We start from the raw sequence: 20,856 nt of genomic DNA, 5'->3' as shown, positions 1-20,856 counted from the left end.
GTCAGTCCCGGCAACCGAAACGCCGTGATCGCCCCCCTACGCCCTGCACGCAGTTTAATCCATGGCAACCCGAGCAACGAACTCCGATCAGCACGATCGGCCGCAGGACCACGAGCTGGTCCAGCGGATGCTGGGGGGAGAGCAGCAGGCGTTTCGCGAATTTGTCGATCGCTACCAAGACCGGCTGTTTTCAAGCATGCTGGCCCGGACCGGGTGCGGTCATGATGCCGAGGAAGTTGTTCAGGAGACGTTCATCAAAGCATTTCAGCACTTGGCGGGATTCAAGAGCCGCAGCCATCTGTACACCTGGATCTATCGAATCGCGCTCAACACCAGTGCCAACCGTTCCCGCCGCCGCTACGACGAGGTCAGCCTGGAAGCCAGCGGCGCCGACTCCGACGCCCGGGCGCCCGATTCGACGCAGCCGCACATCCCGCTGGAACGGCTCGAGCGTGTCGCGATGCTGCGTCAGGCGCTCGCGCAGATCGAACCCCGTCACCGGAAGATCTTGCTGCTGCGTGAATTCGAAGAACGTTCCTACCAGGAGATCGCGGAGATCATGCAGATCCCGTTGGGAACCGTGCGAAGCCGGCTATCCAGGGCCAGGCTGCGTCTGCGTGAAACGTTGACTCGGGTCGACACTTACTTCGCGGCGGTCGACGAAGTACCCTAGTATTCCGCCGCAGGTCGATTTTGGATTGGGCTGGACAGTCGCCGTCCTCTCCGAGGTCGGCGCGGGCAAAGCTTTGCTTTTTCGGTCCGCCGAGTTCGGAGAACACGGCGACTCTCCGAACGCAGCGGCGACCCGAAGACCCAGCTGCGGCGGAATACGAAAGGCCCTGTGGCCGACTACTTTTCTGGAGAGATTCACCATGCAACCTGTTTCTCGTCTGATCGCCATGTCCCTGCTCTGCTTCGGTGCGACCGGTGTTGCACCGGCGCGAACCTGGACCGACAAGACAGGCAAATACACGCTCGACGCAGAGTTGTTCGCCTTTAACGATGAACACGTGGTCGTCCAGCGCGAGGACGGCGAGATGGGCATGTTCCCGATCGAGGTGCTGTCGGATGCCGACAAGGATTTCTTAGAAAGCGAAGAAGCGGCAAAGCTTTCCGGAGCCAACTTGGACAAGGAACAAGCGTGGACGATGAACGACGGGACTCGGCTGGTCGGCCGGATCGTCGATTACACGAAACGAACCGTCACCGTACAGCGGCGTCGTGCAAAGTCGTGGGTCAATGATCGGCAGTACAAGTCGCTTCCTCCGGTCTATCAGGTGATCATTCGAAAGAGCCTGGAGCATCTTGAAGGGATCGAAGATGTCGACGACCGGAAATTCGAATCTTGGCTGGTCCAGCAAAAGGGACAACCTCGCGTCTTTGAGATCGAAGGCGTCGTGATCGAACTGGCCGACGGAAATGAATACACCGTGCCGTTCTTTTTATTCAGCAACGACAGCCTGAAGATCCTCAAGGCCGGCTGGGACGAATGGCTCGCCGCCCACAGCGATGACGGGCAAACCGATTACGAAACCAAAAACGACGAAGCGTTTCGTCTGCAATCGATGGCGGCGGCGATGCAACATGAACGTGCGATCCGTCGCGAGATCGCCGTCGCCAATCTATCGATGAATGCCGTCACTGCCGGGCTGACCAGTTTCTGGGAAGTCACGCTGTATCCGGGCAACGGCAACATGGCCGCGCCGATCTGGGTGGTCGTCCCGGGACGCAACAGCCAACAAGCCCGATTCAACGCGCTCCAGCAGTACCCTGGATTCACGGTCGGACCGACGCGCAAGGTCAGTCGCTAGAGAGCGTCCAGCGAATATCGAGCCGCTTGAGTGAGATGCAGTCAGTTCAGGGTGGCGATCTATTTAGGGCTCATTTGCCGATTGAGAGATCTGCAGCCCGACCAGTCGCGCGATCACGATCGCAACGTACAGTTGGCCGATCATGGCTTCCAGCGTCGCGAACATGCGTGCCGGCGAGGACAGAGGAACCACGTCGCCATAGCCGAGTGTGGTGAGCGTGACGTTACTGAAATAAATGAATTCGTTCACAAACCCCGGCCGGGTCTCCATGATCGTCGTACCGGACGCCATCTTGAACGACCCCGGCGACACCAGTTCGATCAATGCGTAAACGTACGCCCAGGCCAGACCGATCAAAAAATAGATCGAGACCGCGCCGACGATCCGATTGGCATCGACCGGTCCCTTGCCGAACACCGTCGTGGCCAGCGTGCTGATCAGCAAGACAAACACTGCGAAAATACACGCGTCGGCGCCGCCGGTCACCCATTTTGACGATTGCAGCTCATCGACCCAGGACAACGCATAGGCGGTCGCTCCCAACGCGATCGTCGCCCACATCCGGATCTTGGACCCCGACAGCGAGCGGATTGCCGAAGAGACTACGATCAGGAACATCACATTGAGCAAAATGCGTTGCAGCCGATCGTGGGGTGAAACAAAACTCTGCACGACAAACATCGCGAGCAACGCGATCAGCAGTTCCAGATGGCTCCGCCGCCAAAAATCAGGACGTCGGTTGGATTCGGTCGTGGACATCGACATTGAAGTTGGTCAGGATTGATTTTGGTCAGGCGAATCGGGTCGGTGAGCGGTTGATCACCGGCGACTTTGGAATTCAAAACCAACAGAGGTAAACCCGGTCATGGCGTCATTGGAAGTGTTGCTGACGGCCCTGGGTTGGTCCACGCTGATCAATCTGGGCATGTTAACCTTATCGGCGGCGTTGCTGGCTTTCTGGGGCGAGGCGATCGGACGGCTGCACCAGAAATGGTTTCTCTTGGAAAAACGGGAGCTTCAACAGGCCTACTTCCGCTATTTGGCGAACTACAAGCTGCTGGTGCTGGTGTTCAACCTGGTGCCCTACTTGGCGCTGCGGCTGGCGCTGCGATGACCGGGCTTGCCCCTCTCCGGGGCCGCAGGGTCCATTGAAACCGGCCGGATCACACCCGTATTTGGGTCCCCGAGTCCGATCCGGTTCGGTGGCGATCGAGAGCCCTAGGGGCTGCTGAGCTCCATTTCGACCACCCAGGGGAAGTAAACTGCAACGATAATTTCGTCTCCGCGGGGCGATGGGGGCTCTCGCAACAAAATTTCCGGTCCGGTCAAAAAACGGATTCGACCAGAATCCCGATTCCAGCTAAAATGCCGGCCGCAGGAAGCGTCCGTTCACATCCCCCCGACGATGGAACGATTCTCATCAAGGACTCGCTTCGCTCGTCAAGGAAAGCATCGTCTGTGCTACTCAATCGCTCCTCTCATTCAAAATCAACGACCACCGCTGGGATCGACCCTGCAGGGATAGTTGAGATGGGTAAGGGGGATCAAACCGTTCTGTTTTTGCACGGTTTGTTTGGAACCCCCGAGCATTGGCGTCAGGTGATGGAGCGTTTGTCGGATCGCTACCGCGTGATCGCCCCTCAATTGCCCGTCGATCCCCAGCCGGGGCGTCGTCAACACGGCATCAACGCGATCGCCGACCTGAGTGATCAAGTCGCCGAGCTGATCGAATCGCGTCAAATTGATCCCTTCGTGATCTGTGGCAATTCGCTCGGTGGTCTGGTCGCGATCGACCTGTGTGCCCGTCGCCAGGATTTTGCCAAAGGTCTGGTGCTCGCCGGCAGTGCCGGACTGTTTGAAAAGAATCCGATCGGCGGGATGCGTCCCAAACCGTCACGCGAGTTCGTCAAGAAAACGGTCTGCGGCATCGTTCACAAACAGGAACTGGTAACCAATGAACTGGTCGACGATTGGCATTCGTCGATCCAAGATCGCGATTATGTTCGCTTCGTCTTGCGTGTCTCCCGCGCCACCCGGGACCGATCCGTCGAAAAAGAGCTGACGAAATTGGATCTGCCGACGATGATCATCTGGGGGCAAGAAGACACGATCACGCCGCCGGAGACCGGTCGCGAGTTTCAGCGACGGATCAAGGGATCGAAGCTGCAATTCATCGAGGACTGTGGGCACGCGCCCAATTGGGAACAACCCGAAGCGTTTGCCGAAGTCCTGGATCGATTTCTCCCGACCTGCTTTACTGACTGAGATGACGCGACCTCGCTACGGTGTGTCGTGCCGAGCGGTCATCGACGTGCTGACGATCGACCCAAGTGGCAGGTGCCGCTGCAGCGACCGACCGGTGGTGACATGAACGGTTCGTCGTCCGAGTCTTTCCGCCCGCTGCTCCAACGTCCCACGCGTTACGCCGTCGCAATCGTCTTGTTGGCCGTGCTGGCAACACCGGTGATCGGCTTCGGTGCGCTCCGGGCGCTCAAAAGCACCTCGAACGATCCCAGACAGTGGTTGCCGAAATCGTTCGCCGAAACGGACACCTATGATTGGTTCCAAAGCCATTTCGGGACGGACGAATTCGCCGTGGTCAGCTGGCCCGGTTGCGACCTGGACGATCCCCGCGTCGGCCAACTCGCAGGCGTGCTCGTGCAGACGCCGTTCTTTGACCGTGTGCGGACCGGCCAGAACGCCATTGCAGAATTGACGTCGCCCCCGCAGAACTTTTCTCGCAGCGCCGCGATCAGCCGGTTGCGACGAATTCTGATCGGGGCCGAGGACGGGACGACGTGCTTGGTGTTGACCACTTCGGCAACCGGCCAAGCCGATCGCAGCGCGGCGGTGCGCGAGATCGAAGACCAGGCATGGCAGGTTTGTCAGCTGCAGCAATCGGAACTGAAACTGGCCGGCCCGACGGTCGATGCCGCGATGATCGATGCCGAGAGCCGGAAATTGTTGTTCGGCCTGGCAGGGCTTTCCGGGTTGGTTTCGTTTCTGGTCGCCTCGCTCCGAATGCGGAGTATTCGGTTGGCGGTCTCGGTACTGACGGTGGCGGTCTACAGCACCGCGATGTCGCTGGCGATCATGCACTTCAGCGGCGGCAAGATGAATCTGCTGATGACCATGTTGCCACCGTTGATCTATGTCTTGACGATCTCGTCGGCCGTGCACCTGGCCAATTATTATCGCGACGCATCCCGTGATGAAGCGTCAACGGTTCCCGCCGCCATCCGGGCGATTTATCAGGGCTGGCTGCCGTGCTCGTTGGCCGCCGTCACCACCGGGATCGGCCTGGTCTCGCTGGTGCTCAGCAAGATCGAGCCGATCCAGAGTTTCGGTTTGTACTCCGCCCTGGGCGTCGTCGTCAGCGTCGTGGTTCTGTTCCTGTTGCTCCCCTCGGCGTTGTTCCTGTTCCCTCCCAAACCGGACGCGGACACCGATCGCCCCGCCGAGGACGATCCGCCGAAAAAGACGGGAGTGTTTGTCGACACCATTCTCAATCATCACGTCTTTTTCGCGCTGATCTGCGTGTTGTTGATGCTGTTGTGCGGCATTCGGATCCCGTCGATCGAATCAACGGTCAAACTTCAAGACCGATTCTTGCCCAGCAGCGATGCGATCGCCGATTACCGCTGGTTGGAAGAACGCGTCGGTCCGATGGTGCCCTTGGAAGTGGTGGTTCATTTTGACCAAGACGACCCGCGCGACCGCGTCGATCGCATCAAGCTGGTTGCGATGATCCAAAGCAAGATCCAATCGCTCGACGAACCCGTCGCGACCCTTTCGGCATTTAATCTCTGCCCGCGGCTTCCCGCCGGGCACCGTGTCCGTGATATCGTCCAGCGCAAGGTGATCAACGGTCAGCAGACGAAACAACAATTGATCGATGCGCGGTACCTGAGCGAAACCGAGGACCAGGAGCTTTGGCGGATTTCGGTGCGTGCTCGTGCCATCGGCGATTTAGACTACGGCATCTTTGTCGAACAGATCCGTGCCACCGTTTCCCCGCTGTTGGACCAAGAGCAGGTCGGCGGGACGTTTACCGGCGTGATCCCGCTGATCTATAAAGCGCAGCGACAACTGTTGTTGGACCTGTTTCGCAGCTTTTTGGTCGCGTTCGCCGTCATCGCCGGTGTGTTGCTGGTCGTGCTGCGAAGTTTCTGGGCAACCTGTCTGGCGATGTTTCCAAACATCTTCCCCGCGGTCATCGTCTTCGGCGGCATCGAGTGGGTGGACATCCCGGTTCAGATCGGTTCGGTGATGACGGCCAGTGCGGCGCTGGGGATTGCGGTCGATGACACCGTGCACCTGTTGACCTGGTTCCGACGCGGTCTGGCCAAAGGGCTGTCGCGCCGACAAGCGATCGAAGGCGCCTTTGCCCGCTGTTCGGGCGCGATGGTTCACACCACGCTGATTTGTTCATGTGGGTTGATCGTGTTCGCACTCAGCACCTTCGTGCCGATTCTGCACTTCGCTTGGCTGATGGTCTTCCTGCTCGCTTCGGCGCTGCTGGGCGACCTGGTGCTGTTGCCGGCGATCCTGGTCGGACCGCTGGGACGCTGTTTCGAGAAAAAGGCGTAGCGGGTGTCGTCAACGGCTTGTTGATTTAATCAGCCGTTTGGCGCGAGCCTACGGGCGCCAGTGCGTTTTCCTGTTATTGGAGGCCCGTACGCTCGCGCGAAACGGCTGATCCCACGTGTGATCGGAATCAAGCAACAAGCCGTCAAGGCTTTCCGAGCGTCGCCATGTTCTCCGAACTCGGCGAGCCCACAAAGTCGCCATGTTCTCCGAACTCGGCGAGCCCGCAAAGTCGCCATGTTCTCCGAACTCGGCGAGCCCACAAAGTCGCCGTGTTCTCCGAACTCGGCGAGCCCACAAAGTCGCCGTGTTCTCCGAACTCGGCGAGCGCAAAAAAGCAAAGCTTTGCCCCGCGCCGACCTCGGAGAGGACGGCGACTGTCCCGCTCAATCGAAAACCAAGCTGCGGCGCCCCACTAGGCCGCCCGGGTGCCCGATTCCACCGGATGTTGCTCGATCGACCCGATGCATTGATAAACCGCTTGGCGGACGGAACGTTCCCGTGGATCGTCGAAGATCCGGAAACTCATCGTGTTGGTCAAATAGGCAAACGACAACTGTTCGGCCGGATCGGCCATCCCGAACGACCCGCCGGCACCGGGGCAACCAAAGGCCTGGTCGTCGGCGCCGAAGCAAAACCCGCTACTGGGACGCGAGAAACCAAAGCTGTAATTCGTATCGATCTTTAACACGGCATCGCGCAAGCCGCGCGCCGGTTGCAGCGGCGGGGCGACCAATTCGCGCATCGTCGCCGGAGTGATTCCTAATCGCTGTCCGCCGCGTGCCAAGACGTCATAGACCTTGGCCACTGCCCGCGCCTGGCCGAAACCGTTCGCCGAGGGGATTTCGACGTTTCGATATTCAGGCGTGCCGAGCGATGCGGGGTTATCGAATTTCAAGCATTTGATGGACTTGGACACGACCGATCCCGGCCAGGCCCCCGCCAGGACCATCTTCCACGGCAATTGGTTCAGATTGGCCAACAGGGCCAGTTTTCGAAACCCTTGGGTGCTGCTGATGTGTTCCGAATCGACCCAGTCGGGCAGCCCGATGTAGAACTCGATGCCCAACGGGGTGGCGATCTCGTCGTGAAAAAACTCGCCCAGGGTTCGCCCGGCGGGATCGACCCGACGGATCAATTCGTTCTGGTACCACCCCAACGTCAGTGTGTGGTAGCCGTGCTTCATTCCGGGCTGCCACAGCGGTTTTTGACTCGCCGTGATCGCAGCCATCTGGTCGTGGTCGGCCAGGATTTGAGGGTTCAGCTTGCGGTCGATGGCAACCAAGCCGGCCTGATGGGCGAGCAACTGACGCACGGTGATGTTGTGCTTTTGCCCGACGGCAAACTCGGGCCAATAATCGGCGACGGCCGCATCGAGATCGAACAACCCCCGGCTATGGGCGACGGCCATCACGGCCGCGGCCATCCCTTTGGTCACCGAAAACGCGAGCGAAAGGGTCTGTTCGGTCCACCGGGCACCGGAGTGGTGGCAACGACGGCCGCCCCACAGGTCGACGACCTTTTGTCCCCGATGGAACACCGTGCATGCGGCCCCACGTTCACCGCGTCGCAGAAAATTGTCCTCGAATTCCGTCCGGACCTGCTCGAACCCCGGTGCCACCGATCCGAGGATCGTCGGACGATTGTCGCTCTGCGTTAACATCCTGGTTTCCTCTGAAGCGAACCGATAGACCAAGTCAAATTTGATCGGCGCCCGATGACACTCCGCCCACCTCAATCTCACTTGGGCGAGCGGCATTCAATTGCGCTCGTTCCATCCTAGGCAACCGTCTAGCGGGTGACAATCTCAACATCTAACCAAAATATCACTAGCCATCGGCACGGCAATCTTTGTACACACCAGCGGTCGCCGCACGACCGGGGCTTTTGGGCGGCGATCTCTTCTCTCTCAATCTGGAACGAACGGATGCACCAATTCCTACGACTGCCACGACTGCGGCTGATCATCATTTCATTGCTCGCCACCGCGCCGTTGCTATCAAATGCGCAAGACGCCGAGCAGGTGGCGCGGCTGAGCCTGCCGACGGTCGACCCGATGGCCGAGCGTCATCATCCGATCGATCCGGCGCTCGAAATCGCCCGGGAAAGCCTGCGACACGTCCGCGATCACGTCGACGACTACACCGCGATGTTCATCAAACGCTGCCGCGTCGGTGGCGTCATGCCGCCGCTGCAATACGCCAGTTTAAAGATTCGCAATCGCAAGTTTGATGGCGAAAACTTGAGCGTTCCGTTAAGTGTTTATCTGGATTTCTTGAAGCCCAGTTCGGTCAAAGGACGCGAGGTGATCTGGGTCGAGAACGCGAACGACGGCAACTTGATCGTTCATCAAGGCGGGTTCGCCAGTTTCTTGACGACCCAGCTGGATCCCGAAGGGATGCTGGCGATGCGTGGACAACGCTATTCGATCAAGGAGATCGGGATCGAAAACCTGTTGGAAAAGTTCGTCGCCACCGCGCTCAAAGACCGCCAACACGGCGAATGCGACGTGCAAATCGAGGCCGATCATCTGTTCGGCCAGACCAGTTGTACACTGGTGGAGGTCGTGCATCCGATCCGCCGCGATCATTTCCGCTTCTATCGGGCTCGCGTGTACTTTGACAACGTGACCAAGCTGCCGATTCGGTACCAAGCTTGGCTGTGGCCCGAATCGACCGGTGGTCCGCCCGTGCTGGACGAAGAATACAACTACTTCAATTTGAAGGTGAACGTCGGTTTGTCGGCCATCGATTTCGACACCGATAACCCCGACTACCGATTCCGGTAACCGGCCAGGCGGGACGTCGTGGCCGAGTAGAGAGGTAGGAAAATTCATGGGGTAGGAAAATGACCTGAGCCGACGGCGCTAGCCGCGGGCCTTGGATTGCCCTTCGAGACTTGTAGGGCCCGAGGCTAGCGCCTACTTGTAAGGCCCGAGGCTAGCGCCTACTTGTAAGGCCCGAGGCTAGCGCCTACGGCTCAGTTTGTGATCGAAAGATCTCCATCGCGAGCACACCGCCACACGGCAGTGCTCTCCTGCCGAAAAGAGGGGGCTCGGAACGGCGTCCTCCGACCCCAGTGCCCCTTCCTCGGGGCCGCTGAATTTATCGGGGACATTTTCGCGGGGGATTTATTACACTGGGGCCTTCTGTCGTCTCCTCGCCATGGTGTTCCAAGGACCCACAACATGTTCCGTTTTGCACTCCTCTTGATGATGTTTTCGGCCAGCGTTCCGGCGGTGGTCGCCCAGTCGGCTTTTTCGGGAATGCGGTACCGGGTCCCGACCGATGCCAACATGCTGGTGATGATCAACGCCGAAAAGCTGTTCGGTTCTTCGGTGGCCGACCGTGAACGCTGGAACGAGCGTCGCCAGGCCGCCTATGACGCCGGACTGACGGCGCTGCCGCCGGATGCGAAGGAAGTACTGCTTGCCGGTCGCAACGACCACGAATTCGGCGAATCGATCTGGGAAATGGCACTCGTTCGACTCGAAGGCGAACGAAATGTGTCGACGGTGGCACAGCGATACGGCGGTACGATGGACAACCTGGAGGGCCGCACCGCTGTCAAATTGCCGAATGACCGCTACGTTGTCCAGCTGTCCAAAGACTTGCTGGGGACTTACACACCGGCCAACCGCCAGGACGTCAGTCGTTGGCTGCGGAAGACAGACACGGTGAGCGCCGATGCGGAGTATTCGCCGTACTTGGTCCAAGCATTCAAGTACGCCACCGAAGTCGGCACACCGATCATCATGGCGATGGATGTCAAAGACACCTTGTCGCCGGCTGAGATTCGAAACCGGCTTTCGAATTATGCGGAGCTGCTCGGAGCGGACGCGAAACTCGACGAGCTGACGGAATTGCTGAGCGGCGTCCAGGGGATCACGCTGGGAGTCACCGTGGCTGGCCAATCCGTCGGAGCGATTCGGGTCGACTTTGAAGGGGACGCAGGTTTGGTTTCTGAAATCGGCAAACCGCTGTTGATCGCGATCCTGCAAAAACAGGGGGCGATGATCGACGACATCCACGATTGGAAACCTGCGGTCAAAGGCAGCACGTTCCTGCTGCAAGGAAACCTATCCACCGACGGGGCACGGCGTGTGATGAGTGTCTTGGAACTGCCGCGTGAGCTTTCCGAAGCGATGCATTTGGCATCGTCGCCGGGATCGGACCCGGAGGGATCGGCCAAACAAATCGCCGCCCAACAGTATTACAATTCTGTCACGACGCTGATCGAAGACCTGCGTGAAAAACCGAAACGCGATCACGTCAAAACGTTCGGCCAGGCCGCGATGTGGTACGACCGCTACGCCCGAAAGATCGACAATCTGCCCATCCTGAATGTTGACGAAGACCTGCTGAATTACGGTGCAAACATCGCCGATCTGTTTCGCAGCGCCGAGATGGCGATGAAGGGCGTCGGAATGCGGGCTTCCAATCGACGGGCCAGCAACAACGCGGGATCCGGTGGGTACTACTACAGCAGTGGCGGCTACCGCGTCGGCTATGGTTACAACTCAGGCGGCTATGGCCCCCAAGGCTACACGGCCAGCGTCGGAGCCGGTCAAGCCTCGTTGCGTGAAAAAGGTCGCACCGACGCGATCATCACCAAGCAGGAGCGCACCGCCGGCGCCGCCACGGTCCAACAGATCTGGCAGACGATCGACCAGGAAACCGCCGGCGTCCGCCGGGCGATGACCGAGAAGTACGACGCCGAGTTTTAGGCCTGCGTCGCTGATGCAAGGCCAAACCAATACGGTTGATAGCCTGCGGCGGGTCTTCCATGAAGGATTCGTCGCACAGGATCTCGCCGAGCCGTTGGCGTCCTTCGACGCGACGGCCGAGATCGACACCGTGCGGACATTCATGCTCGATCGTCCGTTGTCGGTGGTCGGAATCCGTCGCGACGGTCTGGTCATCGGATGTATCGAGCAAGCCTGTTTCGACGATCGCCCCTTGGCCGATCAAACCATCCCGCTGGCCGAAACCCGGATCGTCCCCGCGACGACGCCGCTGCACACGGTGGTCAGCGAACTCTGCCAGCGCGACTACTTGCTGGTGTCCACCCTGGCCCAACCGGTCGGCGTGATCGTCCGCGATGACTTCGAAAAGCCGCCGATGCGGATGTGGCTGTTCGGCATGGTCACACTGTTCGAAATCAGCCTGACTCGCATCGTCGCCAATCATTATCCGGGTGATTCGTGGCAGGAATTCGTCTCCGCCGCTCGGATCGAAAAAGCGGTCTCGCTGCAAAACGAACGACAACGACGCAATCAATCGGTTCGGCTGGTCGACTGCCTGCAACTCGGTGACAAAGGCCAACTGCTCTCGCGATCCGAGGAGCTGCGGAAGACGTATTGGGATCGGTCGAGGACGCAAATCAAAACCACCCTGGGCCAAGTCGAAGGGTTGCGCAATAATCTGGCCCATTCGCAACCACTGGTTCGCGAGAACTGGGACACCATCGTGCGGATTTCCTCGACCTTGGATCGGTTCCTGGAAATCCCCGCCGAAGTGATTTCGCCGAGCAGTTTGTCCCCCTATCCCCCTATCCCCCGCAGCTCTAACCGTAAGAATTCCTGATGTCAGAATCCGACGAGCCGGGCAAACGGATCAGCGACCAGCAGATCCAGACCGTCTGTTTGATGGTCTTGGCGGGGGTCGCCGGAATCTACCTCGTCTACTGGCTCCGACCGGTGCTGGTCCCGTTCGTCGTCGCTTGTTTCATTGTCAGCGGCGTCGGGCCGATCTTGACTTACCTGGAAAACCGCTTCAGCGTTTCGAGGGTGGTTGCCGCTGGTATGGCGTTCTTGTTGGGCGTCGGCCTGATGGGTGTGTTCGGATTGACGATCTCTTTTTCGATCATCGATCTGGCAAAGAACAAAGACGACTACCGGATTCGCGTGCGGCAACTGGTGGACAAGCTTGACGACACGCTCTCATTTGATTCCCTGTCGCTGAAACGATTCACCGGAGACCGATTTTCCGCCGAAGATGACGCCGACACGCCGACCGGTGAAGACCAAACGCTCTCCTCCGGCACCGATCCTATCGCATCGCCAACGGAGCTTGCCGAACAATCGGCTGCGATCGAACCCGAGCCGCCCGTTCCGCCGGCGGCCTCCGTCCAGCCGCCCCCATCGGACGGAGCGATCCCAGCGGTTGAACCGAGCCAGGACGCTGCCGACGGAGAGCCACCAGCCGACGACAACGCTGATCCGTCGTCAACCGATGCCGCGACCGCGATGAATACCGATGAAGCCATCGTCGACGACGAGGCCGCCGAAGGGTCGCCCGAGCTCGCAGACGAGCTATCACCGCCACTGGCCGAATCGCCGACCCTGCAAATCCACTCCCGCAGTGCGCCGGTGGAATCGGCGCGGATGAAAGAGGCGACTGAATTGGTCGACGCCTTCGTCCGCGACGGCATTTCGGTCGTGTTGCAGGCGTTCTTGAGTCTGGTGTCGACCAGCATCGTCGTGCTGATCTATGTCTTCTTTCTGTTGTTGGGAAAATCATCTTACGCCCAAACGGCGACGTTGCGCGAAATCGACACCCAGATTCGCGGCTACCTGTCACTCAAAACCGTGATCTCCATCGGCACCGGCGCCGTCTTTGGCCTCACGTTGCGGATGTTCGGTGTCCCGATGGCACTGTCATTCGGAGTGCTCGCGTTTCTGTTGAACTTCATCCCCAACATCGGTCCGATCGTGGCCAGTTTGCTGCCGATCCCGCTGATCTTGTTGGATCCCTCCGGAAACATCACATGGATGGTTTCGGTGATCGTGGCGACCTCGGCCATCCAGATCCTGAGCGGAAACGTGGTGGAGCCGAAGTTGATGGGCAATTCATCGGACCTGCACCCGGTCACGATCCTGCTGGGGTTGATGTTTTGGGGAATGATGTGGGGCATCATCGGCATGTTCCTGGCGACGCCGATCACCGCGGCCATGAAGATCGTGCTGGAGCGATTCGAACCGACCCGTCAAATCGCCAACATCATGGCCGGTCGGTTGGAGAGCTCTGCTGCCGCGGCATAAAGCTCTCCCCGCCTCTCGACCCGGCTACGGTGTCCTGTCACGTCGGTGGGAGTCGGGGGAGGAATGGCAGAATGATACGGGGCAGAATGATGAGTTGCGCGAAGGCTGCCGCCAGACGGGCTCCAGATCCGCTTCGCGGCTCCAACGCGTCGCCGCGAAGATTTGACGCGGGAGTTTGGAAAGCTGACACTATCGGCCGCGGCACCGTGTGGTTTTGCCGACCGCCGCCAACGTTTTGGTGCGAAGTGAGCAGCCAAGTATGATGGCACGCGAGATCGATCCAAGCGACCAAAGATCAGCCTTCCAGGGCCTGAAAATCAACATGATTCAATTCACTGCGTCAACGCACTCCGTTTTCCGCCGCCCCCATTGCCACCGCTTGCCACACCGAATTGCGCGTTTCGGAGTACTGGTGGCAGCAGCCCTGATTGCACTATCACTTTGCGCCCCGTCGCTTCAAGCCGAGTCATCAACAAGCCCGAACGTCATCATCATCTACACCGATGACCAAGGGTTTGGTGACGCCAGTTGCTTGAACCCGGATGCCAAGTTCAAAACGCCGAACCTGGATCGAATCGCCGCCGAAGGCATCACGTTTACCAACGGACACTCCTCCGATTCGGTCTGCACCCCGTCACGCTATGGATTGCTGACCGGTCGTTATTGCTGGCGGACGACGTTGAAAACCGGCGTGATGGGGGCCGAGGGGAAATGTCTGATCAAGGACAACCGAACCACGATCGCGTCGCTGCTGCGAGACAACGGGTACGCGACGGCGATGGTCGGCAAATGGCATTTGGGGATGGATTTCCCGGGAAAGGATCATCAAACTCGGGATTGGTCTCAGCCGGTCCAAGACATGCCGTTGGACAAGGGCTTTGACTACTTCTTCGGCGTCCCCGCGTCGCTCAACTACGGCGTGCTGGCCTGGTTCGAAGGCCGCTATGCCAAAGTTCCGCCAACGGTCTTCACCGCCAAGAAACCGAACAAGCGGCACGTGGACTATCGGATCAAGCCGCCGTATCAGCCGACTCCCCAAGCTACGCAACAAGCACTCGGCAAACGGGGCATGGAGGTCGCACCGGATTTCATCGACAACCAATGTCTGACCCGTTTCACTGACATGGCGATCGAGTGGATGAAGGGTCACACCGGGGGAGCGAATTCTGAAAAGCCGTTCTTTCTGTATCTGCCGCTGACATCACCACACTATCCCGTATGCCCGTTGCCCGAGTTCCACGGCCAGGGCGATTGTGGCGGCTACGGCGAATTCATGATCGAAACCGATCACCACGTCGGCCGCATCTTGAAGTACTTGGACGATGCCGACTTGGCCGAAAACACCATGATCGTATTTACCAGTGATAACGGTCCGGAGAAATCCTGGAAGGAACGCGTCGGCGAATTCGGCCACCGCAGTAATCTGCACTATCGCGAAGGCAAACGATCGATCTACGAAGGCGGTCATCGCGTTCCGTTCTTTGTCCGCTGGCCGGCGGGGATCTTGTCACCGGGACGCAGCTGGGATCGGCCGGTCGGACAGATCGACCTGTTGGCAACGATCGCCGACCTGCTGGACATTGACCTCCAAGCAGACGAAGGCGTCGACAGTCACAGCTTTGCATCGGTGCTGGTTAATCCCGTCAGCAACCGCCAGCGGTTGCCGTTGATCAATCACTCGATCAACGGACGCTTTGCGATCACCGAAGGCAACTGGAAATTGGTCCTGCCCCACGGTCAACTCGGCGCCGAACTCTACAATCTGGACGATAACCCGGGTGAAACGACCGACGTCATCGCAGAAAACAAGCCCATCGCCTGGGACCTGCAAGCCAAAGCCACCCAGATCATCCTCCGCGGCCGAACGACCGACGGCCCCGTCCAACCCAACGACACTGGGTACTGGGACGATCTGAAATGGATCCCGGCCGAACAATACGAACAGGCCGCTGCCAAGAGCGGTCAGTCCCGATGATCGTCCAGCACTGATCCGCCGGCGGGCGCAATCCTACCGTCCCATCTCTCTTATCGAGCGTGGTCCCTGCGTGGGCCGCTCGCTAACCGGCCTGTCGATTTAATCAGCCGTTTGGCGCGAGCCTACGGGCGCCAGAGCGTTTTCTTGGTACAGGAAGCCCGTACGCTCGCGCGAAACGGCTGATCCCACGTGTGATCGAACTAAATCAACAGGCCGTAACGCTTCCCGCTAGCGTTTCCATCGTTTTGCCCCCATTATTCTGCCCCGAATCATTCTGCCATCCCTCCCCAGATTGCGATGGTTCTGGCAGACCCTTACTTCGCCGGAACCACGGAGATCGAATCGATTTCCACGACCGATCCGGGCGGACCGTCGAATCGCAATCCGATTCGGTCGACGGTGTCTTTCCAATCGAGCGGAAAGCGAATCGTTTCGGTTGCATCTCGGGTCACGGCCGTTGACGCGTCATCCCCGGCCGTGAACATAACCTTGGTGCCCGGTGAGCAGCGAAGCTCGATGGCCAGATCTCCTTGATTCTTTTCCGGATCCAGCTTCAGCCCCGTCCGGCCGATCGACGCCGTTCCATCTGGGAGCAGAAAGTCCAGAAACCCTAAGCGACCCGCGATATTGCCCACGGCACTGTCGTCGGCGGTCCAGCCTTCGGTTTGCCATCCGCCACAATCAAACGTGAACCGCAACCGACCGTCGGCGGGATCACGCCCGTTGATGCGTTCCCAGTCGTCGGACAGTCCGTCACCATCGCCGTCCGAGCGGACGACCTCGTATTCCGGGTTCACCCCCTCGCCCCACTTGTGCCCATTGGCTTGGTACGCCAGTTCCTCCAGCGACTCTTCGCCGATGCCTTCGTCACCGGCCGCGATCCACTCGTCAAGCAATTTGCGGTGGCGTTGGATCTCGTCACGATAACGGGGATCACCGATCAAGTTGTTGACTTGGCTGGGATCGGCTTGGACATCGTAAAACTCTTCAGCCGGCCGCTCGCCGAAATAGATTTCCGTCAACTTCGGCGACAGTTCCCCGGACTGATAAAGCTGGTGCAGGTTTTGCAGAAACGGTCGTTTGTCGCGGTACTGGGGCTGTAAAAAAATGCGGTCAGTTTTGAAGTTCCGCGTGTAACGAAACCGATCGGTGCGAATCGTGCGAACTCGGTCGATCGTGTGATCCAGCCGGTCTTTGGCCGCGGCGACATAGCTGCGCGGCACGACGACTTCGGCAAACAGATCCTGACCTTCATACCAATCCGGTTTGTCGACTCCGGCCCAGGCGAGCGTGGTTGCCGAGAGGTCCAGCAGATCCACCAGATCATCGCGAACCGAGGGCGAGGGAACATAAGGCGAAGGCCCGGCGATGATAAACGGAACGTGCAACCCGCCCTCGGTCGGCATCTGTTTGTGTCGCACCAAGTTGTTGGCGCCATGATCGCCGAAGTAAACCACGATGGTCTTGTCGGCCAACCCCGCTGCTTCCAGTCCCTCCAACACGGTGCCGATGAAGTCGTCGTCTTTTCGGATCGCATCGTAATGCTGTGCGACGGTTTCGCGGTAAAGTTGGTTTTGTGGATAGTCCGGCGGAACAGTCACCGATTGCGGATCTGTCTTGCGATCGGCTGGAAACTTCGTCGTGTTGTTCTTTCCCCCGGCCGTTTGAATCTGGCCAAAGAACGGCTGGTTGTCCTTCAATTCCTGCCAATCAATTGCATCGCGACGCTTCTTTTGCAACGAATAAGTCGCCGCTTGATCCCAAACAAAGTTGTAGTCGTCTTTGCCAAGGTTGAACGTGAAGTAGCCGCTCTCTTTGACCAGTTGGGGCAACAGCTTCATGTTCTCGGGAAGATGGATTTTGGCCGGACCGCGGCTGGAGCGATGTTCATGGGCGCCGAATCGGATTTGATTCATCCCACCCATGATGGCCGATCGACACGCCGAACAAACGGGCGCCGGGACGTAGGCTCGGGAAAACCGCACACCACGCTCGGCCAGCGAATCGATGTTCGGCGTCCGGCCCTGGTTGACCGGATCGCCGTAGCACCCCATCCACGGCGACGTGTCTTCGGCAAATAGCCACAAGATATTGGGACGGTCTTTCGCGACGGCAATCGTTGCGAAAGATGCCGCGATGACCAGGATCGTTAATCGGACTGCATTCATGATTGTGCCGAGTACAAGTGTCGGTGACTCAAGTGGACGTTGCGGTGGGAATCGCAAGACAGTGCATCCTATTCCACTTCGGATTGCCGTGCAAAGCAGCCTCATCGTGTCCGCCTCGACGAAGGCGTCGCGCCCGTCGCCTTGAAAGAGGCTTTGCGGTTTTCCATCTCGTTTAGACCCCGTGGAGATCAGCCGTTTGGCGCTAGCCTACGGGCCTCCACGAACGCTGGGGCCCGAACGCTTCCGCGAATCGGCTGATGTCACTCGTGTTTCGCCGCCCGATGGCTGCCGTGAGTCGACCATCCGTCGCGGAATGGTGTTGCTGGAATTCTGAACCACCGCAGAATCCAGAGCTTGCACATCCAAGGCTCCGCCGCACGTGTGTAGGAGCGTGTGGCTGGAGCCACACCTGCAGCGCGTTCCAAGGCGGAACCTCGGAACGAGGGTGCGAGGCGATGCCACAGCGTCACCTTTTCGGCCGCTCGCACCAATTCTGACAGTCTTGCCGCCTCTGTCTTGCATCGAATCGGACAATTCCGACACCTGGCTGAATCGCCCCCGTCTGTGCTGCCGATGCTCGACTTGGGCGATTGTGCGCGTCCGAGTGTGACTTTCGATTCCTTTCCGACCCCGTTGGGTGCCAGAGGCGACTCTGTTCACCAAGGCGGCGGACCATGTGTGCCTATCCTTTTCATCAAATGGAAGAACAACGACGAAAGGGCCCGTTCTTTTTACTGGTCGTGACGCTGATCTTGTTGGGGATCGGGTTCTACGTCGCCCAGCATTTTGAGATCGCGGGGCTGGACCAGGTGACGATCACGCCAAAGTCAGAGCGCCCGGCCGACGAGGTGGATCCGATCGATGACCTGATGTTTGTCTCGGCCAACCAAGCCGGCGGACGTTCTGCCGGCGGCTACGCGGCGCCGGCGGCCTACGCCGCACGGCCGAGCGATCCGGAGCAAAAGGTTCGCAACCTGCGGATCGGGTCGTGGGCGCTCAGCGGATTCGGACCGAGCAAATTGGCCAGCGAAGAATGTCGGCTGAACTTGACTCGGGTGATTCGCAAGTTCGACGTCATCGCACTTCAACAAATCACCGCGGTCGAACGTGACTTGGTGCCGCGATTGGTCGACCAAATCAACGAGGGCGGACGAAACTTTGATTTCGTGCTCGGACAACCCTCCGGACCGAGCGATCGGCCGGAACAGTTGGCAATCCTGTTCAATGTCAATCGCGTCCAGATCGATCGCTCGCAAACCTACACCGTCGCCGATCCACAAGACCAAATGACCTATGCCCCGATGGTGGCCTGGTTTCGCGCGGCCGAGCCGTCGGTCCAGTCCGCCTGGACGTTTTCGGTCGTCAACGTGCGTGTTAATCTGGCGCGAGCGCCGGTCGAGGTCGCCTTGCTGCCGGGGATCTTTGCATCGGTGCGATCGGACGGGCGAGGCGAAGACGATGTGGTGATGGCGGGGCTGTTTCAAGCCGACGATTCCTATCTGATTCCTCGAGTGATGGGCACCGACGTCGTCGCAGCGGTCGACAGCACCACGACCGATATCTTTAGCCGACACCAAACCTGCAACATCCTGGTCGATCGCAACCGCACCAACGAATTCGTCGGCCGCGGTGGCCCCGTCGACTTCCTGCGCTTGTTCAACCTGAACCTCAGCCAGGCCGAAGCGGTCAGCAGCCACTTGCCGGTTTTCGGCGAGTTCACTGCAACCGAAGGCGGCGGAGGGTGAGGTTTGAGGTTTGAGGGTGGTGGCTTTCACGCATTTTCTTGCCTTGCAAATCTTCTTCCCCCTCATCCGATCGCGCTGGCATGCGGCCACCCATCGGTGGTGTGTTTTCATCCGTGGGTACGCCTTGCCATCCATGGGTTTTCTCAGTTGCAACAGCCTCGTCCCGCCCTCTTGAGATCTGTGGTGATGCCAACGGGCATTGGTCGGATTCGGGCTGCCCGGTATGTAGCCGATCTGGTGGCTGATTGAACAATCGGTTCGTTTCGTTGATCAAATTCGGCCCAAAACCGCCCGTCTTTACCGGTCGTCTCGCGGTGTTTCACGCTTTGGCATCGTCTTTGCGACCCTCTGTTTCGCAGTTCACTTGCATGGTGCGGGTGACATTTCCACAACTGCATCCAGGAGAACATCCATGACGACTCAAAAGAAACGACTACTGTTAGCCGCCGCACTGGGCGCCGCCGTCGCAATGCCGGTGACCGCGTTGCGAGCCGATAGCCCATTGGGCACGGACAGCGAATTCGGTGACTACACGTCCTACTACGAAGACGACGCTTGGTACGACGTCAGCGAGTGGTTCGACGGTAATGATTACAACCCGACCGACGAAGCGATCGGACGCTGGGACGACGAAAAATTCGACTTCGCCGACAACGCCACCAGCACAGATCAAGACAACGACTGGAACCAGTACTCTAATTACGGATACCGCGAGGGAAATGATTCGGACTGGTTCTATGATTATTACGATGACGGATACGGGACCTGGGACCAACACTCCTACAGCATCTACGACGATGTAGATGACGACGGCCTGTATGACTCCGTTGCGACCTATCGCGACACCGACGGCGATGGGATGTACGAGGATTACGACTACTTCGCCTTTGACGCCGCGTCAGATGAGAAAGCCGGCGGCAAGAACGCCGATAAAGCACACGCCCAGGCGAAAGAACAAGGCCGTAATCAACAGAAGCAAATGGTCTCAACTCCGACGACCGCTCGCGGAACGGTGGAAAAGACCAAGACCGTGACCGTTCGCGACCGAACCCATTTGGTGGCGAAGGTCAATCAACCGGGCAAGGGCTCGATCATGGTCGATCTGGGACCCAAACAGGATCAGCTTCAGCTGTCGTCCGGCGACAAGCTTTACGTTTCCGGTCATGGAACCAATGTCGGTGAGACCCCGATTTTGATCGCCACCGACGCGACCACCGACAATGGCTCCATCACGATCGACCGCAACGGCAAAAAGTACCACGGGAAGATCGAGAAGACCAAGACGGTGAAGTTCCGCGGTTCAGATCACCAGCTTGCCAAAATCAACACCGAGGACGACAAGACGCTGATGGTCGATCTTGGGCCGAAAGACAAACTGGATGCCAAAGTCACCGATGGCGCATCGATCACGGTGCAAGGCGTCCCGGTGAAGGTCAAGGATCGAGTCGTGCTGATGGCTCGACAGATCACCCACGACGGTGAAAAGACTTCGATCGCTCGATAGGGTCGAAACTGAGAAGCTTTGTAA

At 58.9% G+C, this 20,856-nt stretch carries 15 protein-coding genes; 12 read left to right on the top strand and 3 right to left on the bottom strand.

Annotation, left to right across the window (positions count from 1 at the left end):
* The first annotated feature begins 61 nt into the window (after positions 1-61).
* Positions 62-673 carry an RNA polymerase sigma factor gene (locus Mal15_RS01450; protein ID WP_147866115.1) on the top strand — a complete coding sequence of 204 codons (612 nt, stop codon included), beginning with the start codon at positions 62-64 and terminating at the stop codon, positions 671-673.
* Between the two features lie 199 nt (positions 674-872).
* Positions 873-1,811, top strand: coding sequence for an SHD1 domain-containing protein (locus Mal15_RS01445; RefSeq protein WP_147866114.1), 939 nt, complete (start codon positions 873-875; stop codon positions 1,809-1,811).
* 63 nt (positions 1,812-1,874) lie between these two features.
* Here the strand turns inward: Mal15_RS01445 and Mal15_RS01440 are convergent, their stop codons facing one another.
* Positions 1,875-2,576: a potassium channel family protein gene (locus tag Mal15_RS01440; protein ID WP_233903223.1), complete on the bottom strand. Its 702-nt coding sequence runs from the start codon at positions 2,574-2,576 to the stop codon at positions 1,875-1,877.
* A 100-nt stretch (positions 2,577-2,676) separates the two neighbouring features.
* On the opposite strand from Mal15_RS01440, the gene Mal15_RS01435 reads away from it, so the two are divergent.
* The 3 genes from Mal15_RS01435 to Mal15_RS01425 all read left to right on the top strand — a co-directional run bounded on the left by Mal15_RS01435 (position 2,677) and on the right by Mal15_RS01425 (position 6,401).
* Positions 2,677-2,925: a DUF6868 family protein gene (locus Mal15_RS01435; RefSeq protein WP_147866113.1), complete on the top strand. Its 249-nt coding sequence runs from the start codon at positions 2,677-2,679 to the stop codon at positions 2,923-2,925.
* A gap of 416 nt (positions 2,926-3,341) precedes the next feature.
* Positions 3,342-4,076, top strand: a complete 735-nt coding sequence (locus Mal15_RS01430; protein ID WP_167546572.1) for an alpha/beta fold hydrolase — start codon at positions 3,342-3,344, stop codon at positions 4,074-4,076.
* A 102-nt stretch (positions 4,077-4,178) separates the two neighbouring features.
* Complete coding sequence (locus Mal15_RS01425; protein WP_147866111.1) at positions 4,179-6,401, top strand: efflux RND transporter permease subunit; 2,223 nt, start codon at positions 4,179-4,181, stop codon at positions 6,399-6,401.
* A 412-nt stretch (positions 6,402-6,813) separates the two neighbouring features.
* Here the strand turns inward: Mal15_RS01425 and Mal15_RS01420 are convergent, their stop codons facing one another.
* A complete protein-coding gene (locus Mal15_RS01420; protein WP_167546571.1) occupies positions 6,814-8,061 on the bottom strand; it encodes a serine hydrolase domain-containing protein in 1,248 nt (415 codons plus the stop codon).
* Positions 8,062-8,325: 264 nt separating this feature from the next.
* On the opposite strand from Mal15_RS01420, the gene Mal15_RS01415 reads away from it, so the two are divergent.
* From Mal15_RS01415 to Mal15_RS01395, 5 genes are all read left to right on the top strand, one after another.
* Positions 8,326-9,186 carry a DUF1571 domain-containing protein gene (locus Mal15_RS01415; RefSeq protein ID WP_147866109.1) on the top strand — a complete coding sequence of 287 codons (861 nt, stop codon included), beginning with the start codon at positions 8,326-8,328 and terminating at the stop codon, positions 9,184-9,186.
* 399 nt (positions 9,187-9,585) lie between these two features.
* Positions 9,586-11,124, top strand: coding sequence for a hypothetical protein (locus Mal15_RS01410; RefSeq protein ID WP_147866108.1), 1,539 nt, complete (start codon positions 9,586-9,588; stop codon positions 11,122-11,124).
* 13 nt (positions 11,125-11,137) lie between these two features.
* Positions 11,138-11,983, top strand: a complete 846-nt coding sequence (locus tag Mal15_RS01405) for a hypothetical protein (RefSeq protein WP_147866107.1) — start codon at positions 11,138-11,140, stop codon at positions 11,981-11,983.
* Complete coding sequence (locus Mal15_RS01400; RefSeq protein ID WP_147866106.1) at positions 11,983-13,440, top strand: AI-2E family transporter; 1,458 nt, start codon at positions 11,983-11,985, stop codon at positions 13,438-13,440. The genes Mal15_RS01405 and Mal15_RS01400 overlap by 1 nt, the downstream gene beginning before the upstream one ends.
* Positions 13,441-13,852: 412 nt before the next feature.
* Positions 13,853-15,415, top strand: a complete 1,563-nt coding sequence (locus tag Mal15_RS01395; protein ID WP_390623458.1) for a sulfatase family protein — start codon at positions 13,853-13,855, stop codon at positions 15,413-15,415.
* A 314-nt stretch (positions 15,416-15,729) separates the two neighbouring features.
* On the opposite strand, the gene Mal15_RS01390 is transcribed toward Mal15_RS01395, so the two are convergent.
* Positions 15,730-17,583: a sulfatase family protein gene (locus Mal15_RS01390; protein ID WP_167546570.1), complete on the bottom strand. Its 1,854-nt coding sequence runs from the start codon at positions 17,581-17,583 to the stop codon at positions 15,730-15,732.
* Between the two features lie 698 nt (positions 17,584-18,281).
* On the opposite strand from Mal15_RS01390, the gene Mal15_RS01385 reads away from it, so the two are divergent.
* Together Mal15_RS01385 and Mal15_RS01380 are read left to right on the top strand one after the other, a co-directional pair.
* A complete protein-coding gene (locus Mal15_RS01385) occupies positions 18,282-19,328 on the top strand; it encodes an exonuclease/endonuclease/phosphatase family protein (protein WP_147866103.1) in 1,047 nt (348 codons plus the stop codon).
* Positions 19,329-19,740: 412 nt separating this feature from the next.
* The gene (locus Mal15_RS01380) at positions 19,741-20,832 is read left to right on the top strand and encodes a hypothetical protein (RefSeq protein WP_147866102.1); all 1,092 of its coding nucleotides are present in this window, start codon (positions 19,741-19,743) and stop codon (positions 20,830-20,832) included.
* Positions 20,833-20,856: the final 24 nt, after the last annotated feature.

It is taken from the genome of Stieleria maiorica (genome assembly GCF_008035925.1).
GTDB lineage: Bacteria > Planctomycetota > Planctomycetia > Pirellulales > Pirellulaceae > Stieleria > Stieleria maiorica.
This window is presented reverse-complemented; position numbering and strand designations above follow the sequence as displayed.

Excerpts from the sequence above, each read along its gene's own strand:
- Mal15_RS01450 (WP_147866115.1), top strand. The coding sequence starts at position 62 with ATGGCAACCCGAGCAACGAACTCCGATCAGCACGATCGGCCGCAGGAC.
- Mal15_RS01445 (WP_147866114.1), top strand. The coding sequence starts at position 873 with ATGCAACCTGTTTCTCGTCTGATCGCCATGTCCCTGCTCTGCTTCGGT.
- Mal15_RS01440 (WP_233903223.1), bottom strand. The coding sequence starts at position 2,576 with ATGTCGATGTCCACGACCGAATCCAACCGACGTCCTGATTTTTGGCGG.
- Mal15_RS01435 (WP_147866113.1), top strand. The coding sequence starts at position 2,677 with ATGGCGTCATTGGAAGTGTTGCTGACGGCCCTGGGTTGGTCCACGCTG.
- Mal15_RS01430 (WP_167546572.1), top strand. The coding sequence starts at position 3,342 with ATGGGTAAGGGGGATCAAACCGTTCTGTTTTTGCACGGTTTGTTTGGA.
- Mal15_RS01425 (WP_147866111.1), top strand. The coding sequence starts at position 4,179 with ATGAACGGTTCGTCGTCCGAGTCTTTCCGCCCGCTGCTCCAACGTCCC.
- Mal15_RS01420 (WP_167546571.1), bottom strand. The coding sequence starts at position 8,061 with ATGTTAACGCAGAGCGACAATCGTCCGACGATCCTCGGATCGGTGGCA.
- Mal15_RS01415 (WP_147866109.1), top strand. The coding sequence starts at position 8,326 with ATGCACCAATTCCTACGACTGCCACGACTGCGGCTGATCATCATTTCA.
- Mal15_RS01410 (WP_147866108.1), top strand. The coding sequence starts at position 9,586 with ATGTTCCGTTTTGCACTCCTCTTGATGATGTTTTCGGCCAGCGTTCCG.
- Mal15_RS01405 (WP_147866107.1), top strand. The coding sequence starts at position 11,138 with ATGCAAGGCCAAACCAATACGGTTGATAGCCTGCGGCGGGTCTTCCAT.
- Mal15_RS01400 (WP_147866106.1), top strand. The coding sequence starts at position 11,983 with ATGTCAGAATCCGACGAGCCGGGCAAACGGATCAGCGACCAGCAGATC.
- Mal15_RS01390 (WP_167546570.1), bottom strand. The coding sequence starts at position 17,583 with ATGAATGCAGTCCGATTAACGATCCTGGTCATCGCGGCATCTTTCGCA.
- Mal15_RS01385 (WP_147866103.1), top strand. The coding sequence starts at position 18,282 with ATGGAAGAACAACGACGAAAGGGCCCGTTCTTTTTACTGGTCGTGACG.
- Mal15_RS01380 (WP_147866102.1), top strand. The coding sequence starts at position 19,741 with ATGACGACTCAAAAGAAACGACTACTGTTAGCCGCCGCACTGGGCGCC.